The sequence below is a fragment of the Streptomyces nigra genome (assembly GCF_003074055.1).
GTDB lineage: Bacteria > Actinomycetota > Actinomycetes > Streptomycetales > Streptomycetaceae > Streptomyces > Streptomyces nigra.
Genome location: NZ_CP029043.1, coordinates 6,168,679 through 6,189,005, shown reverse-complemented (window position 1 = coordinate 6,189,005; position 20,327 = coordinate 6,168,679). Strand labels below are relative to the sequence as shown.

Sequence of the window (20,327 nt, the reverse complement as noted above, 5' to 3'; positions counted from 1 at the left end):
GGCCCCGCGGGTCGCCGGTACGCCGACACGAGGGGATCAGCCATGCCCGACAGGCCGTCGCAGACGCGGGAGACCGCCGTCTACACCCATGGTCATCACGAGTCCGTCCTGCGCTCGCACACCTGGCGCACCGCTGCCAACTCGGCGGCGTATCTGCTCGGGCACCTGAAGCCGCACACGCGTGTCCTGGACGTCGGCTGCGGCCCGGGCACGATCACCGCCGACCTCGCCGCCCTGGTCCCCGACGGGCAGGTCACCGGGGTCGACCGGGAGCCGGCGATCCTGGAGCGGGCGCGGGCCACCGCCGCCGAACGCGGCCTGCGCAACGCCGACTTCGCACCCGGCGACGTACACGCCCTGGACTTCCCGGACGGCACCTTCGACGTGGTCCACGCACACCAGGTCCTCCAGCACGTCGGCGACCCGGTGGCGGCGCTGCGCGAGATGCGGCGGGTCATCCGGCCCGGCGGCCTCGTCGCCGTACGGGACTCCGACTACGCGGCGATGACCTGGTACCCGGAGTCCGCCGGCCTGGACGGCTGGCTGGACCTGTACCGCCGGGTCGCCCGGGCCAACGGCGGCGAACCCGACGCCGGGCGCCGGCTGAAATCCTGGGCGCTGGCGGCCGGGTTCACGGACGTCACCTGCACGTCCAGCACGTGGACGTTCGCCACGGCCGGGGAACGGGCCTGGTGGAGCGGCCTGTGGGCGGACCGGACGGTGGCCTCCGCCTACGCGGAGCAGGCCACCGGGGGCGGGCACGCCTCACCGGCGGAGCTGCGCGAGGTGGCGGAGGCCTGGCGGGCGTGGGGACGGCGGGAGGACGGCTGGTTCAGCGTCCTGCACGGGGAGATCCTGTGCCGTAAGAACGCCTGAGCCAGGCCTCTGAAGGATCACTCCCGGGGCAGCAGCGGGCCCAGCGGGCCGAGGTCCAGGTTCAGGTCCTCGGGCCGCAGCCCGTACCGGTCCCGCAGCTCGGTCATCCGGTCGTCGAGCAGCATCAGCGTCAGGCCGATCCGCTCCTCCTGTTCCTCGCTGAGATCGCCCTCGTCGAACCGGCGCAGCGCCTGGCGCTCCATGAGCTGGCGCAGCAGTTCCACGACCGTCAGGACGAGCTTGACGAGGTCGCGCTCCACGGTGTCGGGTTCGAGGTCGAGGCGGTTGCGTCGTTCGGTCACGGCTGGTCCCCCCAGGGCGACGGGACCTGCTCGTTGACCGAGCTGATCAGCGCGTTCAGGTCGATACGGACGAGGTCGACGTCGGCGATGCGCAGTGTGATGTCACCCTTGACGACCACACCGCCGGCGAGCAGCCGGTCGAGCAGGTCCACCAGGGCGATCTCACGCCGTTCGACGACGGTCACGACTCCACCCCCGGGTCCTCGGCGAACTCGCCGGCGAAGGAGTACGCGGCCCACGGCCCGGTGAGTTCGACCCGGATGCCGGGCACGTCGTCCTTCTCCCGGTCCACCAGCTCCACGAACTCCTCGGAGTCGGCGCGCGACACCAGGTAGGCGGCGTTGAGCACGTTCTGGCCGGTGGCGCCGGAGAGCGCGGAGTTCTGCGGGGCGTGCAGCCGGGAGTCCTCGGCGAACGCCGCGAGCGTCCCGTGCAGCCGCTCGGAGAACTCCGAGGCCCGCTGCCACACGTCGTCGTGGGCCCGCGTCTGGTCGCGGCGGCGGCGCAGATAGTCGCGGCCCGAGACGGGCTTCGCGGCGGGCCGCGCGGCGCCCTCCGCCTCGGCGGAGGACTCCGGCGGCCGCTCGACGTACACCTTCACGCCCCACTCGACCCGGCCCGCGAGCCGGTCCAGGACGCGCCGCAGCTCCTCCTCGCGGGCCTCGATCATGCTGCGTACGCCGCTGTCGTCGCGGAACACGGTCGCCATGCGCAGCGGCAGCGGGGTGGTGACGGCCGTGAGGGCGTCGATCACCTGCTGGTGCGCGCGGGCCGTGGCCGTGAGCCAGTCGAGGTCCTCCAGGTTGGCGCGCAGCGCCTCCTCGGTGAACTCGTGCTCGGGCACGGTGCTGAGGACGGCGACCAGCCCATGGTGGGTGAGCCGCTTCGGCGGGGCACCCGCGACCCCCGACAGCTGGCGCTGGAGGGGGGACTCGTAGGGATGGCAGACGGCGTACACATAGCGCAGACCGCTCATGGGGCCTCCTCCCGCTGGGGCCCGGCCGGCTCCAGCTGGGCCAGTCGCTCACGCAACTCGGCGTTCTCCCGGGCGAGTTCGTTGTGCCGGGCACGGGAGGACAGGGCGGGGTCGTCCTCCCACCAGTCGATGCCCATCTCCTTCGCCTTGTCGACGGAGGCGACGATCAGCCGCAGTTTGATCGTGAGCAGCTCGATGTCGAGCAGGTTGATCCGGATGTCGCCCGCGATCACCACGCCCTTGTCGAGCACCCGCTCGAGGATGTCGGCGAGGTTGGCTCCGCCGCCCTGACCGTAGGGATCCGGGAGCCTGCTCGGCGTGGTCATCGCCGGCTCCTGCCGCGCGCGGGCTCCTCGTCGTCCTCGGGCTGGTCCTCGGGCTCGTCCTCGTACTCGGCCTCCGGCTCCTCCTCGTCCTCGTAGCCGTCCTCCGGTTCGCCCTCGTCCTCGTAGGCGTCCTCGGGCTCCTCCTCGTAGGCCTCGTCGTCCTCGGGCTCGTCCTCGTACTCGCCCTCGGGCTCCTCCTCGTCGGCGTGTTCGCCGTCGTCCTCGGAGTCCTCGGCGTACGCGTCGGGCTCGTCTTCCTCGTCGCGGGCCTCGCCGTCCTCGCGCTCCTGCTCCTGCTCCTCCTCCTCGACCGCGTCCTCGTGGCTGCGGACGACCTCGCCGTCGCTGATCTCGCCGCGCCAGCCGTCCTCCGCCTCTCCCTTGAGGGTGATGAAGCGGACGTAGTTCTTCAAGTCGAGCCGGACCCGGCGGCCCTGGGCCCGCCAGATGTTGCCGGTCTTCTCGAAGAACCCGGAGGGGTAGTACTCGATCACGAGCAGGACGCGGGTGAGGTTCTCCGCGAGCTGGTGGAAGGTGACGACGCCCTTGGTCGTGCCCTTGGCGCCCTCGGAGGTCCAGGCGATCTTCTGGTCAGGCACCTGCTCGGTGGTCTGCGCCTTCCAGCTGCGGCTGGACCACCAGATCTTGCCCTGCCAGTCGGAGTGGGTGTCGTCGGCGCGGTTGGCGCTCTTGACGCCCTTGGCGAAGGTGCTGAAGTCCTGGTACTGCGTCCACTGGTCGTAGGCGGTCCGCAGCGGCACACCGACGTCGACGTACTCGATGATGACGGTGGGCTTGTTGCCGGCCTTCTTGCCCTTGCCCTTGCCGCCCTTGCCGCCGAGGTTCTTGAACGCGCCGACCACGCTGTCCTTGGCGCGGCCCGCGCCGACCTCCAGCGCGCTGCGCACCGGGCCCTTGCCCTCGGCGAGCTTCTTGCCGCCGTCGAGGGCAAGCTTGGCGAAGCCCGGGCTGTTGCCCTCGGCGATGTCGTTGAGCTTGCCGGTGGCCTCGCCGAGCTTGCGGCCGGTGCCGACGAGCAGACGCTGGGCCTGGGCGGCGAGGTAGTCCTGCACCTCGCTCTTGAGCCGGTCGGCGGCCTCGCTGTGCGCGAGGTCGGACAGGGGCTGCTTCTTGGCCGCCCCGCCGGCCGCGGAGCCCGCGGATCCGAGTGTCTCGGTCATGCTGCGTCACCACCCTCGGACCGCCGCGCGCCGCCCGACGTCCTGCGGGCCGCGGACCGCGCGGAGCCGGTCTTCTTCGCCGCCGTCTTCTTGGCGGGAGCGGTCTTCTTGGCCGCCGCCTTCTTCGCCGGAGCCTTCTTCGCGGCCTTCTTGGCCGGCGCCTTCTTGGCTGCCTTCCTCGCCGGGGCCCGCTCCTCGCGCTCCCCGTCGTCCCCGGCCTCGTCGTCGTGCTCCGCCTCGTCGTCGTCGGCGCGCGGCTCCTCGTCCTCGGGGGCCTCGTCCTCGTCGTCGTAGGCGTCCTCGTCACGGTCGTCGTCGGAGCCGCCGCCCGCCAGCTGCTCGCGCACCTCGGCGGTACGGCCGTGCAGTCGATCGGCGAGCGCTGCGATCTGCCGCTCGACGAGAGCCCCGGAGGCGGCCTTGCCGACCCCGCTCAGATCCTGCCGCAGCTGGTCGCCGAGCTCCTTGAACTGCGGGTTGCCCGCCAGCTGCGTGGTGACCAGCTCGGCCAGCGCCTTCGGGGTGAGGTTCAGCTTCTTGCCGGCGACGAGACTGCCCACCGCCAAGGCCATCTTGGCCTTCTTCGTCCGTCCGAGGACGTATCCGGCCCCTATCGCGAGGCCCAGTCCAACTCGGTTCATCATGCCGTCCTGTCGCCGTTCCCGTAGCCTGCGCGGAGTCCTGTGTCGAGCCGGTCGAGCAGTTCGTCCTCCCGGCGGTCGAATTCCTCCTCATCGATCTCGCCCGACGTCAACTGCTCCTCCAGCCGTGCCAGTTCGGCCCGCACGGCACTCGGGTCGTAGTAGAGGCGTTCGGCCTCCTCCAGCACCTTCTTGATGACCCAGCCGCTGCCGCGCGCCGGAGCGAACGGCAGCAGCAGGATCTCTCCGATGAGTCCCATGGCTCACTCCCTGGCGACCTCACCCGCCCCGGCGCCGCCGGCGGCCTCGGCGAGACCGGAGTCACCGGGACCCGGCTCGACGAAGCTGTAGGGCGGCAGCGGGCCGTTGAGCCGTACCTCGAGGTGCGGGTGGCCCTTGCGCAGCTGCTCGACCGCGGCGAGGAAGACGTCCGCCTCGTCCCGGGCGACCAGGAAGGACACGTTGGCGAGCCAGCCCGAGGAGTCGGGGCCCACGTTGACGGCGGCGGCGGCCGGTTCCAGCGTGTGCCGCACATCGGTGGCGTCCCGTGCCTCCTGTTCCTTGACGGCCGCGGCCACCATCTCGCCGAGCCGCAGCCGGTCGTCGTAACTGCCGCCGCCCGCCTGCCGGTTGGCCTCCGTCATGGCTCGCAGCTGGGGGTTCTCCGACAGGACGCGGTGCAGGACCGCCTCCTCCGCGTGGTTGGCCTTGACGTTGTACTCGTCCTTGCCCTCCAGCGCGTCCAGCCGCTCCGCGTAGTGCTCGGCGCGCTCCTCGAGCACGGAGACGACCGCGTCGTCGTCGGGCGCCACGCTGCCGAAGCGCATCGGCAGCACACACCCCGCGGCGCCCGTCTCGGCGAGCACGTTGGAGTGGGCGAGCAGTTCCCTGCGCTTGGGCCGCAGCCCCTCGGGGGCGTCGCTGACCACGGCGGCCAGCCGGCCCGCCTCGAGGATCCGCACGGGCCGTGCCGGGTCGCCGACGCCGCCCATGTCCTCGGGGAGGTCGGGGTGCGAGCTCGCGGTGATGCCGTACACGTACGTGCTCACTCCTGCTCCTCCTTCCGGCGCGAGGCCGTCGACTTACGGGCGCGCCGCGGGCGCTCCTCGGTGTCTTCCTCGCGGGCCTGCTTGAAGGCGTCGGAGATGGTCTCGGCGGCTCCGGAGAGAGCGCCCTTGGACTTGCCGCGCGCGCCGGACTCGGTGACCTCACCGACGATCTCCGGCAGGCCGGGGCTCTTGTTGGGGCCCGACTCCAGGTCGAGCCGGTTGCACGCCTCGGCGAAGCGCAGGTAGGTGTCGACGCTGGCCACGACGACCCGGACGTCGATCTTCAGGATCTCGATTCCGACCAGGGACACCCTGATGAACGCGTCGATGACGAGTCCCCTGTCGAGTACAAGCTCAAGTACGTCGTAGAGGCCGCTGCTGCCGCCTCCGCCGCCGGTCTGCTGTGCCGGGACAACGGTCATTCGGACCGTTCCTCCTTGTCTCGGGGACGGTGTGCTGGGCGTGGGTGCGCGGGCCTAGCGGCCACCGCGCCGGGCGTCGGAACGCCCCCGCTCGTACCGGCCCAGACGCCGGTATCCGGTGAGCTGCCCCTCGGAGTCCAGTTCGACCTGGTAGCTCGCCATGAGGCTCATCGTGTCGGGGACGCGGGACAGCTCCAGGACCTCGACTTCGAGGGTCCAGCCGTCCTCCGTGCGATCGAAGGACGTCACGGTCTCCGCTTCCATGCCGGTGAGCTCGGCGAGCTGGGCCCGCGCCTCGCGCAGGACCTCCATCGGGGTCGGCCCCTTGCCCGTCCCGTCCGTCTGCCGTCTGGATGACTTGGATGTGTTCTGTGAATCATTCATGGGCGCCTCCTACGCCGTGTGGCCCGGAAAGCGCTCGGTAAACCGGCTCGGTTCGAACAGTGACGGTGCGTCCGGTGGTCAGTCACGCAGGGTCGCGAGCCGGCGGCGGGCCGGGCCGAGGGCGCGGGCGCGGCCGAGCTCCGCCCAGGGCTCGGTGGCGGCCTGCTCGACGGCGTCGGCGATGGTCCAGCGGCGGGCGTGCAGCTCCGGGTCGTCGACGGCGTCCCAGGCCACGGGGGTGGCGACGGGGGCGCCGGGCCGGGCGCGGACGGTGTAGGGGGCGACGGCGGTCTGCGCGTAGGCGTTGCGCTGGACGTCCAGGTAGAGGCGGTCGCCGCGGTCCTTCTTGCGGGCGGCTGTGGTCAGCCGGTCCGGATGGGCCGCGACGAGCGCCTCGGCGACCTCGTGCGCGAAGTCCCGGACGGTGTCGAAGTCGTCCCGGCCGTCGAGCGGGACGACGACGTGCAGTCCGCGGGAGCCGGTCGTCATGGGCGCCGACGGGAGCTCCAGTTCGTCCAGGAGCCCGTGCAGCGCGTGGGCGGCGGCCCGGACCTGTTCGAAGTCGTCGCCGGGCGGGTCGAGGTCGAACACGAGCCGGTCCGGGTGGTTCACGCCGCCCGCGGTGTCGGTCCGCGACAGCCAGCGGTGCAGGGTCAGACACGCCTGGTCGGCGAGGAACACGAGGGTGGCCGTGTCGTCGCAGACGGTGTGCGTGACCGTGCCGTCCTCCTTGGGCACCTCGACGCGGGTGATCCAGTCCGGGTAGTGCTCCGGCGTGTTCTTCTGCATGAACGTGGGGCCGTCGACGCCGTCGGGGTGCCGTTCCAGCATCAGGGGACGGCCCCGCAGATGCGGCAGCATGTACGGGGCGACGGCCCGGTGGTACTCGATCAGATCGCCCTTGGTGTACTCCTTCGCTCCCCCGCCGCCGGGGAAGAGCACCTTGTCGACGCGCTTGACCTCGACGGTGCGGCGGCCCGCCCGCACCGTCGTCGCGCCGTCACCGTCGCTCACCGTACGACCGCCTCCTCGACGAGGAGGGTGACGGCCGAGGCGATGGACGCGGCGTCGATGCCCGCAGCGTGCAGCTGCTCGTCGGGCGAGGCCGAGCCCGGCATCGTCCGCACGGCCAGGCGCACCAGCCGGGGCACCGGGCGCCCGTCGGAGAAGGCGTCGAGGACGGCGTCGCCGAGCCCGCCCTCCTCGCGGTGGTCCTCCACGGTGACCAGGCAGCCGGTCTCCTCGGCGGCCCGGCGCAGGGTCTCGCGGTCGACGGGCTTGACCGAGTACAGGTCGACCACCCGTACGTCGATGCCCTCGCGGGCCAGTGTGTCGGCGGCGGCGAGCGCCTCGTGGACGGTGACGCCGGCCGCGACCAGGGTCAGCCGGTCCTGTTCGCCGGAGCGCAGCACCTTGCTGCCGCCGACCGGGAACTCCTCGTCGGGGCCGTACAGCACGGGTGCGGCGCCGCGCGAGGTGCGCAGGTAGCGCACTCCGTCGAGGCCCGCCATGGCGGCGACGAGCTTCGCGGTCTGGTTGGCGTCGCACGGGTACAGCACGGTCGAGCCGTACACGGCCCGCATCATCGCCAGGTCCTCCAGGCCCATCTGGCTGGGCCCGTCCTGCCCGATGGAGACGCCCGCGTGCGAGCCGACCAGGTTGACGCAGGCCCCGCTCACGGAGGCCATGCGGACGAAGTCGTAGGCGCGGGTCAGGAACGCGGCGAAGGTCGACGCGTACGGCACCCAGCCGCGGGCCGCCAGGCCGACGGCGGCGGCGACGAGCTGCTGTTCGGCGATGTAGCACTCGAAGAACCGCTCGGGGTGTTCCTTGGCGAAGAACTCGGCGCGCGTGGAGTCGCTGACCTCGCCGTCGAGGGCGACGACGTCGCCGCGGCCGGAGCCGAGCGCGGCGAGCGCGTGCCCGTAGGCGTCGCGGGTGGCGACCTTCTCCCCCAGCTCCCAGCGGGGCAGCTCGGTCTCCGCGGACGGTACGACGCGCGGCTGGCCCGAGGTGTGCGGCTCGTGGACGTGGAAGGTGCGGTCGCGGCGCCCGCCGAGTTCGGCGATGGCCTCGTCGGCCTCCGGCAGCGGCTTGCCGTGCAGGCCCTCGCGGTCCTGGACTGAGGCGACGCCCTTGCCCTTGAGGGTGCGGGCGAGGACGACGGTGGGCTGGCCGGTGGTGGAGCGGGCCTCGCCGTAGGCGCGGTCGACGGCGTCCACGTCGTGCCCGTCGACCTCGATGGTGTGCCAGCCGAACGCCTGGAAGCGGCGGGCGTAGGCGTCGAGGTCGTGGCCGTGCCGGGTGGCGCCGCGCTGCCCGAGCCGGTTCACGTCGACGATCGCGGTGAGGTTGTCCAGGCCCTCGTACGCGGCGTGCTCGGCGGCCTCCCAGACGCTGCCCTCGGCGAGTTCGCTGTCGCCGCACAGCACCCACACGCGGTAGCCGGTGTGCTCCAGCCGCCGTCCCGCGAGGGCGATGCCGACGCCGATCGGCAGGCCCTGCCCGAGCGAGCCGGTGGCGGTCTCCACGTACGGCAGCCGGCGGGGCGTGGGGTGTCCTTCGAGGCGGCTGCCGAGCTTGCGGAAGGTGAGGAGTTCGCCGTCCTCGATGGCTCCGGCGGCCTTGTAGGCGGAGTACAGCAGCGGCGACGCGTGGCCCTTGGAGAGGATGAAGCGGTCGTTGCCGGGGTGCTCGGGCCGGTCCATGTCGTAGCGCAGATGGTTGGCGAACAGGACGGCCACGAGGTCGGCCGCGGACATCGACGACGTCGGGTGCCCCGATCCCGCAGCGGCGGAGGCCCGCACGCTGTCGACGCGCAACTGCTGCCCGAGCTCGACGAGTTCATCGGTGTTCATGGGTCCCCTTCCGGGAGGTCGCGTGGGCGGACTTCTTGCGGTGCTGCGCCTTCTCCTCGCGCTCCGCCGGGCGTTCGGGCCGCTTCACCGGTCCGGGTGGTTCGGGGTGCTTGACGGCGTCGGGGTCCAGCACGGGGTCGGACGCCCTGTCCTCGCCCTGCCCCTGCGCCGGTGCGTCAGCGGTCTTCGCCGGCTCCTCCGCCCGGTCCGGGCCGCCCGGCATCCGGACCAGCTCCGGCGAGGCGGTGTCCAGCGGCACCGACCAGGACCGGACGAGCCCCAACTGCACGGCCTGACGCGGCAGTACGGCGTCCAGGACCCAGTCGGCGGCGACCCGCACCCGGTTGCCGGGCATCGCGGCGAGGTGGTAGCCGCGGGTGACGGCACCCGCCACCGCCCCGGAGAGATGCACACCGAGCGGGTTGGCGGCGGCCTTGACACCGCCCAGGTCGACGACGAAGCCGAGGTCGCGGTGCCGGTAGGCATGCCGCTCCCCCATGCCCAGAGAGGCTGCGACGTTGTGGGCGACGGTCTTGCCCTGCCGCCAGGCGTGCTGGGCGGTCATCGGCGTGTACGAGCCGGGCTTCTCCAGGTCCGGTACGGCGGCCGCGTCCCCGGCGGCGAACAACTCGTCGCGGCCCGGCACCCGGAGGTGCGGGTCGACGAGCAGCCGGCCGCGTTCCAGGGGCAGTTCGAGGGCGGCGGCGAGCGGGTCGGGCCGTACGCCGACGCACCACACGAGGGAGCGGGTCGGGACGAACTCGCCGTCGGTCAGCAGGACACCGTCGTGCGTGGCCTCCTTGACGGAGGTGCCCATCCGCACGTCGACGCCGCGTCGGCGCAGCACCTCGTCGGCGGTGCGGCCCAGCCGCTCGTCCAGTTCCGGCAGGACGCGGTCGGCGATGTCGAGCAGCATCCAGCGCGGCCGCATCCCGGCGCGCAGCGGGTGCTTGCGCACCTGGGCGTCGGTGAACAGCTGCCCGTGCGCGGCGACCTCGGTGCCGGTGTACCCGGCGCCGACCACGACGAAGGTGCACCGGGCCTGGCAGCGCGCGGGCTCGTCGGTGTCGGCGGCGAGTTCCACCTGCCGGGTGACGTGGTCGCGCAGGTACAGCGCCTCGGGCAGGCTGCGGAAGCCGTGCGCGTGCTCGGCGACGCCCGGGATGGGCAGCAGCTTGTTGACGCTGCCGGCGGCGAGCACGAGGCGGTCGTAGGTGAGGGTGCCGCCATCGCCCTCCGGGCCGGTGTAGTGCACGGTTCGCCCGTCGAGGTCGATGGCGTCGGCCTCGCCCAGCACCAGCCGGACGTGCGGCAGGGTCCCGGACAGGGAGACGGTCACCCGGCGGGGCTCCAGGATGCCGGCGGCGACCTGGGGCAGCAGGGGCAGGTACAGGAAGTAGTCGGTCGGATTCAGCAGAGTGATGTCGGCCTGGTGCCGGGTGAGCCGGGACAGGGTGCGGGCCGCCCGGTACCCGGCGAATCCGGCGCCGACGATCACGATGCGGGGTCGACTCACGGTGGGCCTCCGGCCTTGTCGATCGCGTGTCGCAAACATCGGAAGCCTTCCGCGTCCCCCTGCCCCGCCCCGCCAAACGTCCGCGCGGGCCCACCGGCGTATTACCGGTGGGCCCGCGTCACCGGTGGCGGCGGCCTACCGCCGGTCGTGGGAGCCGGGCACCGTCGGCGGCGTCGACGGCATCGGCGGCACCGGCATGTCGGTACCGGGGCCTGCCTGGTCGGCGCCGTGGGCCGGGGCGGTGGGTCCGTGGTCGGGGCGGGCCGCGGCGCGCAGGGCGTAGGCCACCGCCCCCAGCACCGCCGCCGTGATCAGCGCGGCCGCCCAGTCGGGCAGCCCGGCCGCCAGGCCGAGGCCCAGGGCCACGGTGAGGGCCGCTCCGGCGTACAGTGCGGCGGCGCCCGACCCGGCGTAGAGCGCGGCGCGGCGGCGCTGCCGGCGCGTCTGCTCGCGCAGTTCGTCGCGCACGGTCTCCCGTGCCACCTGCGCCAGTTCGTCGACCAGGTGCTTGTCCAGATGCTCAAGGTGATCCAAGCGGTCCATGACCGGCGGGTACCCGAACGGACCGTCGGGTAACGGAGAGTGAGGGGATCGCGTGAAGTGATCAACAACCCCGCGGGTGCCCTACTAGGCTTTCGGCATGGAGATTCTGGGAGCCACGCTGCGCGTGTGCGTCGACGACCTGGAGGCCGCGGTCCCCTTCTACGAACGCCTCGCCGGCGGCACCGCCCTGCGCTTCGAGCGCGGCGGTGTGCAGGTGGCGGCGGTCGGGTGCTTCCTGCTGATGAGCGGGCCGCAGGCGGAGTTGGAGGTGCTGCGCAAGGTCGCGGCGACGATCGCGGTCACCGATGTCGAGGAGGCCCAGAAGGTGCTCAGCGAGATGGGCGCGCACATCGTGGCGGGCCCGGTCCCGACGCCGGTGGGCCGCAATCTGATCGCGATGCACCCGGACGGGGCGATCTACGAGTACGCGGACCGGAAGGCCTGAGCGGGGTCAGCGGGGGCGGCGCCGGGAGTGCATCTCCGTGGTGATCGCCCAGCGTTCGTGGTCCCGCCAGGCGCCGTCGATGAACAGCATGTCCGGCGAGTAGCCCTCCAGCCGGAACCCGCAGGCGCGGGCGAGGCCGATCGAGGCGGCGTTGCCGGGCTGCACGTTGATCTCCAGCCGGTGCAGGCCCATCATCCCGAAGGCGTGCCCCACGACGAGGTCGAGGCCTTCGCGCATCAGTCCGCGCCCGGCGGCGTGCGCGAAGGCGCCGTAGCCGAGCGCTCCACTGCGGAAGGCGCCCTGGACGATGTTGTTGATGTTGACGTAGCCGGCGAGGGCCCCGTCGTCCTTCTTGGCGCAGACGAGGAAGCCGGCCTTGGTGCGGTCCTCGATCAGTCGTCCCGCGTACGCGGTGTACGCGGCGGCGGTGTCGGGCGGGAAGAGCCAGGGCCGGTGCAGTTCCCGGCTCTCGCGGACGCGGGCGGTGAACTCGGCGCCGTCCTCGTAGGTGAAGTGGCGTATGCCCACACGGGGGCCCTCGGCGAGGTAGGGGGAGGCGGGGTGCGGCATCCGCTCAGCCTAAGTCAGGCTAGCGGCGCCGGCGTGCGACGAGCAGGGCGCCGATCAGCGCGCCGATGACGCCCATGCCGAGCAGCGCGACCCACAGCGGCATGGTCACCACGGGGACCAGCAGCCGGATCTCGGTGTCGTCGGTGTTCTCGAAGATGAACACCAGGGCGAGGGCGACGAGCAGCAGCGCGGCGATCCGGCGCGGGGTCAGCGACCCGGCCAGGCCGCCTCGCCGGCCATCCGTGCCCGGTTCGCGGCGCGACGTCTTCGGGGCCATGCCTCCAGCATGCGCCCGGCCCCGGGCGCCCGCACGGCGAGTGACCGCAGGGGCTTCCGCCGGTCACCCGGTGTGACCGGCGGTCAGCGCAGCGCGGGCTCGTCCAGCGTCAACGTGCCCGCGTCCGCGTCGAGTTCGGCGGCGAGCCCGAACGGGATCGTCAGCGCCCCCGCGCCATGGCCGAACCCGAACTCCTCCGCGACCGGCACGCCGAGACCGCCCAGCCGGTCCTCCAGCACCGCCCGCACCTCGTCGTACGGCCCGCAGTCCTCCCAGGACCCGAGCAGGACGCCGCGCACCCCGTCGAGCATCCCCGCGCGCAGGAGTTGGGTGAGGGCGCGGTCGAGCCGGTACGGCTCCTCCCCCACGTCCTCCAGGCAGAGCAGCCCACCGTGCGCCGAGGCGCGGGCGTGCGGGGTGCCCAGTTCGGCGGTGAGCAGGGTGAGGCAGCCGCCGAGGGTGACGCCGTGCGCCCGGCCCGGCACCATGGCCGAGCCGCCGGAGGCGATGGTGCGCACCGACTCGGGGGCGAACAGGGTGGCCCGCAGATGGTCCCGGGCACGGTCCTGCTCGAGGAAGTCGACGCCGGCCGCCATCGGCCCGTGCAGCGTGGCGAGCCCCAGCCGGACGGCGAAGGCCTCGTGCAGCGCGGTGATGTCGCTGAAACCGACGAAGACCTTGGGCCCGGCGGCCGCCATGGCGTCCCAGTCGAGCAGGTCGACCATGCGCTGGACGCCGTAGCCGCCCCGCGCGCACAGCACGGCGTCGACGGACGGGTCGCACCAGGCGTGCTGGAGGTCGGCGGCCCGGTCGGCGTCGCCGGCGGCGAGATAGCCGAACCGCTCGTGCCGGCCGCGCGCGTGCGGTGCCACGACCGGGTCGAGTCCCCAGCCGCGCAGCACCTCGACCCCGGCGTCGATCCGCTCGCCGGGCACGGGCCCGCTGGGCGCGACGACGGCCACACGGGCACCGGCGGCGAGTCGGGTGGGCCGCCGCAGCGGCCGTATCGGCCGGCTCACTCGCTGAGCTCCAGGGCGGGGACGCCGGGCGGGTCGAAGCCGAACACCTGGGCGTACAGGGACAGCTCGGCCTCCAGGGCGCGGATCATGGTGTCCGCGCGGCGGAACCCGTGGCCCTCCCCCTCGAAGGCGAGATAGGCGTGCGGGACGCCGCGCCCCTTCAGCCGGGCGAGGAACCGGTCGCACTGGGCGGGCGGGCAGATGACGTCGTCCAGGCCCTGGAGCAGCAGGAAGGGCACGGTGAGCCGGTCGGCGCGGGTGACGGGCGAGCGCTCCGCGTACCGGCCGGGCACCTCTGCGAGCGGTCCGACGAGGCTCTCCAGGTACTGCGACTCGAAGTCGTGGGTCTCCCCGGTGCCCCAGCCGGTCAGGTCCAGGATGGGGTAGATGATCGTGCCGCAGGCGTAGACGTCCGTGCTGGTCAGGGAGGCGGCCGTGGTCCAGCCGCCCGCGCTGCCGCCGCGGATGGCGAGCCGGTCGCGGTCGGCGGTGCCCTCGTCGGCGAGAGCGAGCGCGACGGCCGCGCAGTCCTCGACGTCGACGACGCCCCACTGCTCGCGGAGCCGTTCGCGGTAGGCCCGGCCGTATCCGGTGGAGCCGCCGTAGTTCACCTCGGCGACACCGATGCCGCGCGAGGTGAAGTAGGCGACGGTCAGGTCCAGCACGAGGGGCGCCCGGGAGGTGGGGCCGCCGTGCGCCCAGACGACGTACGGCGCCGGGGTGTCCGGGGGGCCGGTGACGTCGGGGTGGCGGGGCGGGTAGATGTGCGCGTGGATCTCCTGACCGGCGGGGCCGGTGAAGGTGCGGACCTGCGGTTCCGGGTGGTAGGCGGGGTCCACGGCGTCCTCATGGGCGGCGCCGATCACCCGGCAGTGGCCGGTGCGGGTGTCCAGTTCGACGACCTCGTGGGCGGTGTGCGGACCGGCGCCGACGGCCACGACCCGTTCCCCTAGCGCGGCGAGCGTCGGCGCGTACTCGGTCCACGGCCCGGCGGCGTCGACGATCTCGCCGGTCTCCGGGTCCAGGACGCCGAGGGCGAGGGCGCCGCGGCCGTGCAGCACGGCGACGAGTCCGCCTTCGAGCGGCGCGAACCAGCGCAGCCCGACCTGCCACAGGGGACCGCCGAACTCCTCCTCGCACGGGCACAGCGGCTCGCCGTCGCGGTACAGGTTCCACCAGCCGCCGGCGTCGCTCGAGTGCAGCAGCCGGCCGTCGTGCGTCCAGTCCACCTGGGCGACGGACTCCTCGGGGCCGCCCGCGACGGTCCGGGTGTTCTCGAACGTCCCGTCGGCGGTGACGTCGGCGACGAGCAGTTCGGTGCCGTCCCATGGCATCCGGGGGTGCTCCCAGGCCAGCCAGGCGGCCCGCCGCCCGTCCGGTGAGAGCCGCGCCCCGGTGACGAACCGGTGCCGCCCGTCGGTGAGTTCGCGTACGGCACCGCGGTCGTCCGCCGCGGAGCCGTCGAGCGGGACGGCGGCCAGGACGCGCCGCACATCGGTGGGCGCCTCCCCGGTGAACTCCTCCAGCACGCACCACACTTCGCCCAGGTCGGCCCGCACCAGCGGCTCCGCCCAGCGCAGTCCGCCGCCCACCGGGGACACCGGGGTGAGGGGGCGAGGCTCGGCGCCCTCCTCGTACCGGTAGAGCCGCTGGTCCGCGAAGTTCACGAAGACGACGAGCGGCCCGCGGTCGGTGCTCGCGCCGGCCCACGGCTGTCCGCCGTACTCCATGACGCGGCTGCGTACGTTCCACGGCGGGGGCAGCACCGGCTCCTCGTGCCCGTCTGCGCGGCGGCGTACGAGGGTGCGCCGGCCGCCCTCCTCGGGCCGCGGTTCGGTCCACCACGCCTCGTCGCCGACGAAGCCCACGAAGTCGGGCCGCCCGTCGTGCGCGGCGGCGAGGGCCGCGTCGATCGGCGAGGGCCAGGATCCGTACGCCGGTGTCCGCACTGTCTCCCCCAGGTCGTCTAGGCGTTGCGCAGGAAGCGGTCGAGCACCCGGACGCCGAAGTGGAGCGCCTCGACGGGCACCCGTTCGTCGACGCCGTGGAACATCGCCGAGTAGTCGAAGCCCTCCGGCAGCTTCAGCGGCGAGAACCCGTAGCCGGTGATGCCGAGCCGGGAGAACTGCTTGGCGTCCGTGCCGCCGGCCATGCAGTACGGCACGGTGTGCCCCTCGGGCGCGAACTCCTCGACGGTGGCCCGCATCAGCGCGTACGTCGGCGAGTCCAGCGGGGACTGGAGGGCGACCTCCCGGTGGTGGAACTCCCAGTCCACGTCGGGCCCGGTGAGCTCGTCGAGGGTGGCGCGGAACTCGTCCTCCTGGCCGGGCAGGAACCGTCCGTCGACGAAGGCCACGGCCTGGCCCGGGATGACGTTGACCTTGTAACCGGCCTCCAGCATCGTCGGGTTGGCGCTGTTGCGGACGGTCGCCTCGACGAGCTTGGCGGCGGGGCCGAGCTTCTCCAGCAGGGCGTCGACGTCGTCCAGGCTGGTGTCCAGGCCGTACAGCTCGGCGAGTTCGGTGAGGGCGCCGCGCACGGTCGGGGTCAGCCGCACCGGCCACTCGTGGTCGCCGATCCGGGTGATGGCGGCGGCGAGCCGGGTCACCGCGTTCTCCCGGTTGACCCGGGAGCCGTGACCGGCCCGGCCGCGGGCGGTGAGCCGCAGCCAGCCGGTGCCACGCTCGCCGGCCGCGATCGGGTAGATCTGCCGTCCGCTCCCGTCGTGGAAGGTGAACGCGCCGGACTCGCTGATGCCCTCGGTGCAGCCCTCGAACAGGGCCGCGTGCCGGTCGGCGAGGAAGCCCGAGCCGTCCTCGGCGCTGGCCTCCTCGTCGGCGGTGAACGCGATCACGATGTCCCGGCGGGGCCGTACACCGTGGCGCGCCCAGGCCCGGACGACGGACAGGATCATCGCGTCCATGTTCTTCATGTCGACCGCGCCGCGGCCCCAGACGACTCCGTCGCGGACCTCGCCGGAGAAGGGGTCGACGCTCCACTCGGAGGCGTCGGCGGGGACGACGTCCAGATGCCCGTGGACGAGCAGGGCGTCCGCCGACGGGTCGGTGCCCTCGATCCGGGCGACGACGTTCGTACGGCCCGGTGTGCGCTCCAGCAGCGTGGGTTCGAGGCCGGCCTCGGCGAGCCGGGCCGCCGCGTACTCGGCGGCGGGGCGCTCCTGGCAGTCGCCGCCGCCCCGGTTCGTGGTGTCGATGCGGATGAGGTCGGACGTGAAGGTCACGACCTCCTCGAGTGCCTGCGCGTCAGCCATACTGCTCCTCCACCGCGGCCGAGACGATCGTGGTGACCGCCTTGAAGGTCCGGATTGCCTCGTACATGCGCTCGCTGGTGTACGCCACCTTGCGCTCGCCGATCCGCGCCACGCCGGGGACGACCGTGGCCGCCATCGCGAGGTGCTCGGCGTCGAACTCGACGGCCACCGTGTACGGCCCCGCCTGCACGGGCTCCCGGCGGCCCGCGATGCCCATGGCGTCCTTGGCGGCCGCGCGGATGTCGGCTGCGGTCCGCGCCGGCGTACGGCACACGGCCGCGTACCGGGAGACATGGTCCTTGACGGCGACCTTCCGGGCCTCGGGCGCGTAGCCGAGGGCGTCCTCGCAGGCCAGGTCGTCACCGGTGACGAGGACGACGGGGACGCCGTACTCGGCGACGACGTGCGCGTTCAGCAGGCCCTCGCTGGCGCGGACGTCGTTCAGCCAGACCCCGGTGATCTGGTTGGCGAGGTAGGTGTGGGCGAGGACGCCCTCCATGCCGGCGCCCGTGTGGTAGCCGATGAAGGCGATCCCGTCGACGTCCCCGTGCTGGACGCCCTCCACCATCGACAGCGCCTTGTGCCGGCCGGTCAGCATCTCGGCCCGCTCGTCGAGCCGTTCGAGCAGCAGGTTCCGCATGCTCCAGTGGGCCTCGTTGACGAGGACGGAGTCGGCACCGCCGTCGAAGAAGCCGCGGACGGCCGCGTCCACGTCCGAGGTGAACATCCCCCGGCACCGCTCCCACTGCGGTGTCCCCGGCAGAACGTCCCCCGGCCAGGTCACGCCGGTCGCGCCCTCCATGTCGGCGCTGATGAGGATCTTCATGGGGCGCCACGTTACGCGTCCCCGCGAGAACCCGCCACGACCGGTCCCCGGCCCTCGGGGACACCCCCGCGCGGCCCCGGGCTGGGCACACGGGTGAGACATCCCGGCCGCGGGCGGCAAAGGCCGGGCGGTCCCGGCCGCTGCCTGTTTCATGAGGTCAGGCACGACCGAAGTGAGGCACCATGGCCGACGCCCGTACGGACACCCCCCAGCCGGACTCGTTGAAGCCCGACGCGATCGGGTTCCTCGACGCGCTCGTCATCGGGCTCAACGCGACCTCGCCCGCGTACTCGCTGGCCGCGGTCATCGGGCCGATCGTCGCGCTGGTCGGGGTGTACGCGCCGGGCGTGATGCTGGCGGCGTTCGTGCCGATGCTGCTGATCGCGTCGGCGTTCTACTACCTCAACAAGGTCGACCAGGACTGCGGCACGACCTTCTCCTGGGTGACCCGCGCGATGGGCCCGTGGGCGGGCTGGCTCGGCGGCTGGGCCATCACCATGACCGGTGTCCTGGTCGTCGGCTCGCTGGCGGACGTGGCGGTGACGTTCGCGCTGCTCGCGTTCGGCCTGGACAGCTGGGCCGACAACGAGTGGGTGCGGCAGATCCTCACCGTGCTGCTCATCCTGGTGATGACGGCGGTGTGCGTGATCGGCACCGAGGTGTCGGCCCGGGTGCAGAACGCGCTGATCCTCGCCCAGGTCGCCTGCCTCCTCGCGTTCGCCGTGGTCGCGCTGTACCGGGTGTACGCCGGCACCGGGGACCTCGACGCGGTGAAACCGGCGTTCAGCTGGCTGGACCCGTTGGGCGCCGGTGGCGCCTCGCTGACGGCGGGCCTGCTGCTCGGCGTGTTCATCTACTGGGGCTGGGAGTCGGCGGTGAACCTCACCGAGGAGACCGAGAACTCGGCGACCGCCCCCGGTGAGGCGGCCGTGTGGTCGACGGTCATCCTGCTGATCACGTATGTGGCGGTCGCCATCGCGGTCGTGGCCTACGCCGGTCCGGCGTTCCTGTCGGAGAACGCCGACGAGGAGGAGTTCATCTTCGCCCTGCTCGCGGGCGAGGTGATGGGCGGCTGGGACTGGGTGGTGCTGCTGGCGGTGTCGACGTCCGGTCTGGCGTCGACGCAGACCACGATCATCCCGGCCTCGCGCACCGCGCTGTCCATGGCCCGGCGGCGCGCGCTGCCGGCCCACTTCGGGCACATCCACCACCGGTTCCGCACCCCGGACGTGAGCACCTGGTGGGTGGCGGGCATCGCCATCGCCTGGTACCTGGTGGTCCGTCAGATCAGTGAGAACGCCCTGTTCGACTCGCTCACCGCGCTGTCCCTGCTGATCGCCTTCTACTACGCGCTCACCGGCCTCGCGTGCGCCGTCTACTACCGGCGCCACCTCACCGAGAGCGTCCGCAACTTCGTACTGATCGGCCTCGGCCCCGTGGTCGGCGCCGGGCTGCTGACCTGGCTGCTCGTCGAGTCGATCGCCGACATGTCCGACCCGGCGAACTCCTACAGCGGCGTCTCCTGGTTCGGGCTGGGACCGCCGCTGGTCATCGGGATCGGCATCACGCTCGCGGGCGTGATCCTGATGCTGGTGTGGCGGCTGATGGCCCCCACGTTCTGGGCGGAGCGCCCCCAGGTGGCCGATCCCGACCTCGTGCACGGCAAGGAGTCCTGACATGCCCGTGGTGTGCGGCTACGACGAGTCCCCGGGCGCGGTCCGCGCGCTCGCCGTCGCCGTCGAGGTGGCGGCCGCGTTCGACGACACCCTCGTCCTGGTCTACGGCGCGGCGGCGCCGGGCTCCCTCGGCGAGGAGTACGCCGCCCACCGGGACGCGCTCCGGGAGGCGGGCCGGACGGCGCTGGACCACGCGGTCGCCGTCGCCGACGAGGCGGGGGTGGCGACGACCGTGGAGGTCATCGACCGGAAACCGGCCGAGGCCCTGCTGGACGCCGCGTCCCGGCACGGGGCGCGCTGCATCGTCGTGGGCACCTGGGGCGAGAGCCCGATGCGGGGCGCCCTGCTGGGCTCCACCCCGCACAAGCTGCTCCACCTCTCCCCCGTCCCGGTGCTCTGCGTACCGACGAACTCCCCGGACTCGTAGAGCGATCAGGGCCGGCCCGCGACGATCCAGGTCGAGGGCAGTTCGATACGGCTGCCGTCGGGGCCGTACTCGGTGGTGGCGAGCGGCAGCGTGCCGCTCGCGAGGACGTCGAGCCCGGCCGCGCGCAGATGGCCGGGCAGCGCCTCGTCGGCGACCTCGCCGGGGGCGATGCCGTGCTTGAGGACCGGGGCCAGCTTGGGCGGCGGCCCGGCGGGCCCCCCGGCCAGCCCCATGAGGACGCCCTTGGCGGCCTCGGACGGCTCGACGAGGAGGACCCGGCCGCGCTCACCGACCAGCGTGGCCAGCCCGTCCGCCATCGTCTGCCGGTCACCGGGCTCGGCCTGGTGCAGGACGCCACGCACGTAGACGTTGGCGTCGCCGAGTTCGGTGTGCAGGGTCCGGACCTCCGCCGGGTCCACGACGTCGAGCAGCCGGTACGTCGCCTGCCCGGCCGGATCGGCCCTGCGGGCGTGGTCGAGGGCGGCGGCGGACAGGTCGGCCCCGACGACGCGCGGGAAGCGGTCGGCGAGGAACCGGGTCTGGGTGCCGTTGCCGCAGCCCAGGTCGATCATCACCAGGCCGGGATCGGTCAGATGGGGCTCCAGCAGGGGCAGATGGCGGCCGGCGGTCAGCGCCGGCTCCGCGTCCCAGAAGACGGCCCCCGGTTCCTCGGGTGCCTCGCGCCAGAAGCCCTCCCAGGCGTCCCGGTACCGACTCGTCACGCTCATGACCGACTCCCCCT

Annotated in this window: 25 protein-coding genes; 4 read left to right on the top strand and 21 right to left on the bottom strand. The window is 73.1% G+C overall.

Annotated features, from left to right (window positions below; genetic code table 11):
• Positions 1 to 42: 42 nt before the first annotated feature.
• A complete protein-coding gene (locus tag DC008_RS28550; RefSeq protein WP_108709415.1) occupies positions 43 to 876 on the top strand; it encodes a methyltransferase domain-containing protein in 834 nt (277 codons plus the stop codon).
• Between the two features lie 17 nt (positions 877 to 893).
• On the opposite strand, the gene DC008_RS28545 is transcribed toward DC008_RS28550, so the two are convergent.
• From DC008_RS28545 to DC008_RS28480, 14 genes are all read right to left on the bottom strand, one after another.
• Complete coding sequence (locus DC008_RS28545) at positions 894 to 1,178, bottom strand: gas vesicle protein K (RefSeq protein ID WP_055619341.1); 285 nt, start codon at positions 1,176 to 1,178, stop codon at positions 894 to 896.
• Positions 1,175 to 1,363, bottom strand: a complete 189-nt coding sequence (locus tag DC008_RS28540; protein ID WP_108709414.1) for a gas vesicle protein — start codon at positions 1,361 to 1,363, stop codon at positions 1,175 to 1,177. Before DC008_RS28540 ends, DC008_RS28545 begins: the two co-directional genes overlap by 4 nt.
• A complete protein-coding gene (locus tag DC008_RS28535) occupies positions 1,360 to 2,154 on the bottom strand; it encodes a GvpL/GvpF family gas vesicle protein (protein ID WP_108709413.1) in 795 nt (264 codons plus the stop codon). Before DC008_RS28535 ends, DC008_RS28540 begins: the two co-directional genes overlap by 4 nt.
• Entirely contained in the window at positions 2,151 to 2,480 is a 330-nt protein-coding gene (locus DC008_RS28530; protein ID WP_108709412.1) for a gas vesicle protein, read from the bottom strand. The genes DC008_RS28535 and DC008_RS28530 overlap by 4 nt, the downstream gene beginning before the upstream one ends.
• Positions 2,477 to 3,661, bottom strand: a complete 1,185-nt coding sequence (locus tag DC008_RS28525) for an SRPBCC family protein (protein ID WP_108709411.1) — start codon at positions 3,659 to 3,661, stop codon at positions 2,477 to 2,479. Before DC008_RS28525 ends, DC008_RS28530 begins: the two co-directional genes overlap by 4 nt.
• The gene (locus DC008_RS35535; RefSeq protein ID WP_108709410.1) at positions 3,658 to 4,302 is read right to left on the bottom strand and encodes a DNA primase; all 645 of its coding nucleotides are present in this window, start codon (positions 4,300 to 4,302) and stop codon (positions 3,658 to 3,660) included. Before DC008_RS35535 ends, DC008_RS28525 begins: the two co-directional genes overlap by 4 nt.
• A complete protein-coding gene (locus DC008_RS28515) occupies positions 4,302 to 4,562 on the bottom strand; it encodes a gas vesicle protein GvpG (RefSeq protein WP_055619347.1) in 261 nt (86 codons plus the stop codon). Before DC008_RS28515 ends, DC008_RS35535 begins: the two co-directional genes overlap by 1 nt.
• Before the next feature lie 3 nt (positions 4,563 to 4,565).
• Positions 4,566 to 5,351 (bottom strand): GvpL/GvpF family gas vesicle protein, encoded by a 786-nt coding sequence (locus DC008_RS28510; RefSeq protein ID WP_108709409.1) that lies wholly within the window; start codon positions 5,349 to 5,351, stop codon positions 4,566 to 4,568.
• Positions 5,348 to 5,773 (bottom strand): gas vesicle structural protein GvpA, encoded by a 426-nt coding sequence (locus DC008_RS28505; RefSeq protein WP_055619349.1) that lies wholly within the window; start codon positions 5,771 to 5,773, stop codon positions 5,348 to 5,350. The genes DC008_RS28510 and DC008_RS28505 overlap by 4 nt, the downstream gene beginning before the upstream one ends.
• A gap of 54 nt (positions 5,774 to 5,827) precedes the next feature.
• The gene (locus DC008_RS28500) at positions 5,828 to 6,157 is read right to left on the bottom strand and encodes a gas vesicle protein GvpO (protein ID WP_079034101.1); all 330 of its coding nucleotides are present in this window, start codon (positions 6,155 to 6,157) and stop codon (positions 5,828 to 5,830) included.
• Positions 6,158 to 6,235: 78 nt separating this feature from the next.
• On the bottom strand, positions 6,236 to 7,171 hold the full coding sequence (gene ligD / locus DC008_RS28495; protein WP_108709408.1) for a non-homologous end-joining DNA ligase: 936 nt from the start codon (positions 7,169 to 7,171) through the stop codon (positions 6,236 to 6,238).
• On the bottom strand, positions 7,168 to 9,015 hold the full coding sequence (locus tag DC008_RS28490) for a transketolase (RefSeq protein WP_108709407.1): 1,848 nt from the start codon (positions 9,013 to 9,015) through the stop codon (positions 7,168 to 7,170). The genes ligD and DC008_RS28490 overlap by 4 nt, the downstream gene beginning before the upstream one ends.
• Entirely contained in the window at positions 9,002 to 10,570 is a 1,569-nt protein-coding gene (locus DC008_RS28485; RefSeq protein WP_244221432.1) for an NAD(P)/FAD-dependent oxidoreductase, read from the bottom strand. Before DC008_RS28485 ends, DC008_RS28490 begins: the two co-directional genes overlap by 14 nt.
• A 96-nt stretch (positions 10,571 to 10,666) precedes the next feature.
• The gene (locus tag DC008_RS28480) at positions 10,667 to 11,074 is read right to left on the bottom strand and encodes a phage holin family protein (RefSeq protein ID WP_108709405.1); all 408 of its coding nucleotides are present in this window, start codon (positions 11,072 to 11,074) and stop codon (positions 10,667 to 10,669) included.
• Positions 11,075 to 11,171: 97 nt separating this feature from the next.
• On the opposite strand from DC008_RS28480, the gene DC008_RS28475 reads away from it, so the two are divergent.
• Positions 11,172 to 11,519 (top strand): VOC family protein, encoded by a 348-nt coding sequence (locus DC008_RS28475; protein ID WP_108709404.1) that lies wholly within the window; start codon positions 11,172 to 11,174, stop codon positions 11,517 to 11,519.
• 6 nt (positions 11,520 to 11,525) lie between these two features.
• Here the strand turns inward: DC008_RS28475 and DC008_RS28470 are convergent, their stop codons facing one another.
• From DC008_RS28470 to DC008_RS28445, 6 genes are all read right to left on the bottom strand, one after another.
• Positions 11,526 to 12,089, bottom strand: a complete 564-nt coding sequence (locus DC008_RS28470) for a GNAT family N-acetyltransferase (RefSeq protein WP_108709403.1) — start codon at positions 12,087 to 12,089, stop codon at positions 11,526 to 11,528.
• A 19-nt stretch (positions 12,090 to 12,108) separates the two neighbouring features.
• Positions 12,109 to 12,366, bottom strand: coding sequence for a LapA family protein (locus tag DC008_RS28465; RefSeq protein ID WP_108709402.1), 258 nt, complete (start codon positions 12,364 to 12,366; stop codon positions 12,109 to 12,111).
• 83 nt (positions 12,367 to 12,449) lie between these two features.
• Positions 12,450 to 13,373: a S66 peptidase family protein gene (locus tag DC008_RS28460; RefSeq protein ID WP_108710907.1), complete on the bottom strand. Its 924-nt coding sequence runs from the start codon at positions 13,371 to 13,373 to the stop codon at positions 12,450 to 12,452.
• Between the two features lie 8 nt (positions 13,374 to 13,381).
• The gene (locus DC008_RS28455; protein WP_108710906.1) at positions 13,382 to 15,346 is read right to left on the bottom strand and encodes a S9 family peptidase; all 1,965 of its coding nucleotides are present in this window, start codon (positions 15,344 to 15,346) and stop codon (positions 13,382 to 13,384) included.
• A gap of 5 nt (positions 15,347 to 15,351) precedes the next feature.
• The gene (locus DC008_RS28450) at positions 15,352 to 16,656 is read right to left on the bottom strand and encodes a M20/M25/M40 family metallo-hydrolase (protein ID WP_108709401.1); all 1,305 of its coding nucleotides are present in this window, start codon (positions 16,654 to 16,656) and stop codon (positions 15,352 to 15,354) included.
• Entirely contained in the window at positions 16,649 to 17,482 is an 834-nt protein-coding gene (locus DC008_RS28445; protein ID WP_108709400.1) for a M55 family metallopeptidase, read from the bottom strand. Before DC008_RS28445 ends, DC008_RS28450 begins: the two co-directional genes overlap by 8 nt.
• A 182-nt stretch (positions 17,483 to 17,664) precedes the next feature.
• On the opposite strand from DC008_RS28445, the gene DC008_RS28440 reads away from it, so the two are divergent.
• Both DC008_RS28440 and DC008_RS28435 read left to right on the top strand, forming a co-directional pair.
• On the top strand, positions 17,665 to 19,158 hold the full coding sequence (locus tag DC008_RS28440) for an APC family permease (RefSeq protein WP_108709399.1): 1,494 nt from the start codon (positions 17,665 to 17,667) through the stop codon (positions 19,156 to 19,158).
• A 1-nt stretch (position 19,159) separates the two neighbouring features.
• The gene (locus DC008_RS28435; protein WP_108709398.1) at positions 19,160 to 19,585 is read left to right on the top strand and encodes a universal stress protein; all 426 of its coding nucleotides are present in this window, start codon (positions 19,160 to 19,162) and stop codon (positions 19,583 to 19,585) included.
• A 5-nt stretch (positions 19,586 to 19,590) separates the two neighbouring features.
• Here DC008_RS28435 and DC008_RS28430 read toward each other — a convergent pair whose 3' ends face one another.
• Complete coding sequence (locus tag DC008_RS28430; RefSeq protein ID WP_108709397.1) at positions 19,591 to 20,313, bottom strand: class I SAM-dependent methyltransferase; 723 nt, start codon at positions 20,311 to 20,313, stop codon at positions 19,591 to 19,593.
• Between the last annotated feature and the right edge of the window lie 14 nt (positions 20,314 to 20,327).

Excerpts from the sequence above, each read along its gene's own strand:
- DC008_RS28485 (WP_244221432.1), bottom strand. The coding sequence starts at position 10,570 with ATGTTTGCGACACGCGATCGACAAGGCCGGAGGCCCACCGTGAGTCGA.
- DC008_RS35535 (WP_108709410.1), bottom strand. The coding sequence starts at position 4,302 with ATGAACCGAGTTGGACTGGGCCTCGCGATAGGGGCCGGATACGTCCTC.
- DC008_RS28515 (WP_055619347.1), bottom strand. The coding sequence starts at position 4,562 with ATGGGACTCATCGGAGAGATCCTGCTGCTGCCGTTCGCTCCGGCGCGC.
- DC008_RS28505 (WP_055619349.1), bottom strand. The coding sequence starts at position 5,773 with ATGACCGTTGTCCCGGCACAGCAGACCGGCGGCGGAGGCGGCAGCAGC.
- DC008_RS28480 (WP_108709405.1), bottom strand. The coding sequence starts at position 11,074 with ATGGACCGCTTGGATCACCTTGAGCATCTGGACAAGCACCTGGTCGAC.
- DC008_RS28435 (WP_108709398.1), top strand. The coding sequence starts at position 19,160 with ATGCCCGTGGTGTGCGGCTACGACGAGTCCCCGGGCGCGGTCCGCGCG.
- DC008_RS28450 (WP_108709401.1), bottom strand. The coding sequence starts at position 16,656 with ATGGCTGACGCGCAGGCACTCGAGGAGGTCGTGACCTTCACGTCCGAC.
- DC008_RS28500 (WP_079034101.1), bottom strand. The coding sequence starts at position 6,157 with ATGAATGATTCACAGAACACATCCAAGTCATCCAGACGGCAGACGGAC.
- DC008_RS28470 (WP_108709403.1), bottom strand. The coding sequence starts at position 12,089 with ATGCCGCACCCCGCCTCCCCCTACCTCGCCGAGGGCCCCCGTGTGGGC.
- DC008_RS28440 (WP_108709399.1), top strand. The coding sequence starts at position 17,665 with ATGGCCGACGCCCGTACGGACACCCCCCAGCCGGACTCGTTGAAGCCC.
- DC008_RS28430 (WP_108709397.1), bottom strand. The coding sequence starts at position 20,313 with ATGAGCGTGACGAGTCGGTACCGGGACGCCTGGGAGGGCTTCTGGCGC.
- DC008_RS28525 (WP_108709411.1), bottom strand. The coding sequence starts at position 3,661 with ATGACCGAGACACTCGGATCCGCGGGCTCCGCGGCCGGCGGGGCGGCC.
- DC008_RS28490 (WP_108709407.1), bottom strand. The coding sequence starts at position 9,015 with ATGAACACCGATGAACTCGTCGAGCTCGGGCAGCAGTTGCGCGTCGAC.
- DC008_RS28475 (WP_108709404.1), top strand. The coding sequence starts at position 11,172 with ATGGAGATTCTGGGAGCCACGCTGCGCGTGTGCGTCGACGACCTGGAG.
- DC008_RS28550 (WP_108709415.1), top strand. The coding sequence starts at position 43 with ATGCCCGACAGGCCGTCGCAGACGCGGGAGACCGCCGTCTACACCCAT.
- DC008_RS28445 (WP_108709400.1), bottom strand. The coding sequence starts at position 17,482 with ATGAAGATCCTCATCAGCGCCGACATGGAGGGCGCGACCGGCGTGACC.
- DC008_RS28530 (WP_108709412.1), bottom strand. The coding sequence starts at position 2,480 with ATGACCACGCCGAGCAGGCTCCCGGATCCCTACGGTCAGGGCGGCGGA.
- DC008_RS28465 (WP_108709402.1), bottom strand. The coding sequence starts at position 12,366 with ATGGCCCCGAAGACGTCGCGCCGCGAACCGGGCACGGATGGCCGGCGA.
- DC008_RS28535 (WP_108709413.1), bottom strand. The coding sequence starts at position 2,154 with ATGAGCGGTCTGCGCTATGTGTACGCCGTCTGCCATCCCTACGAGTCC.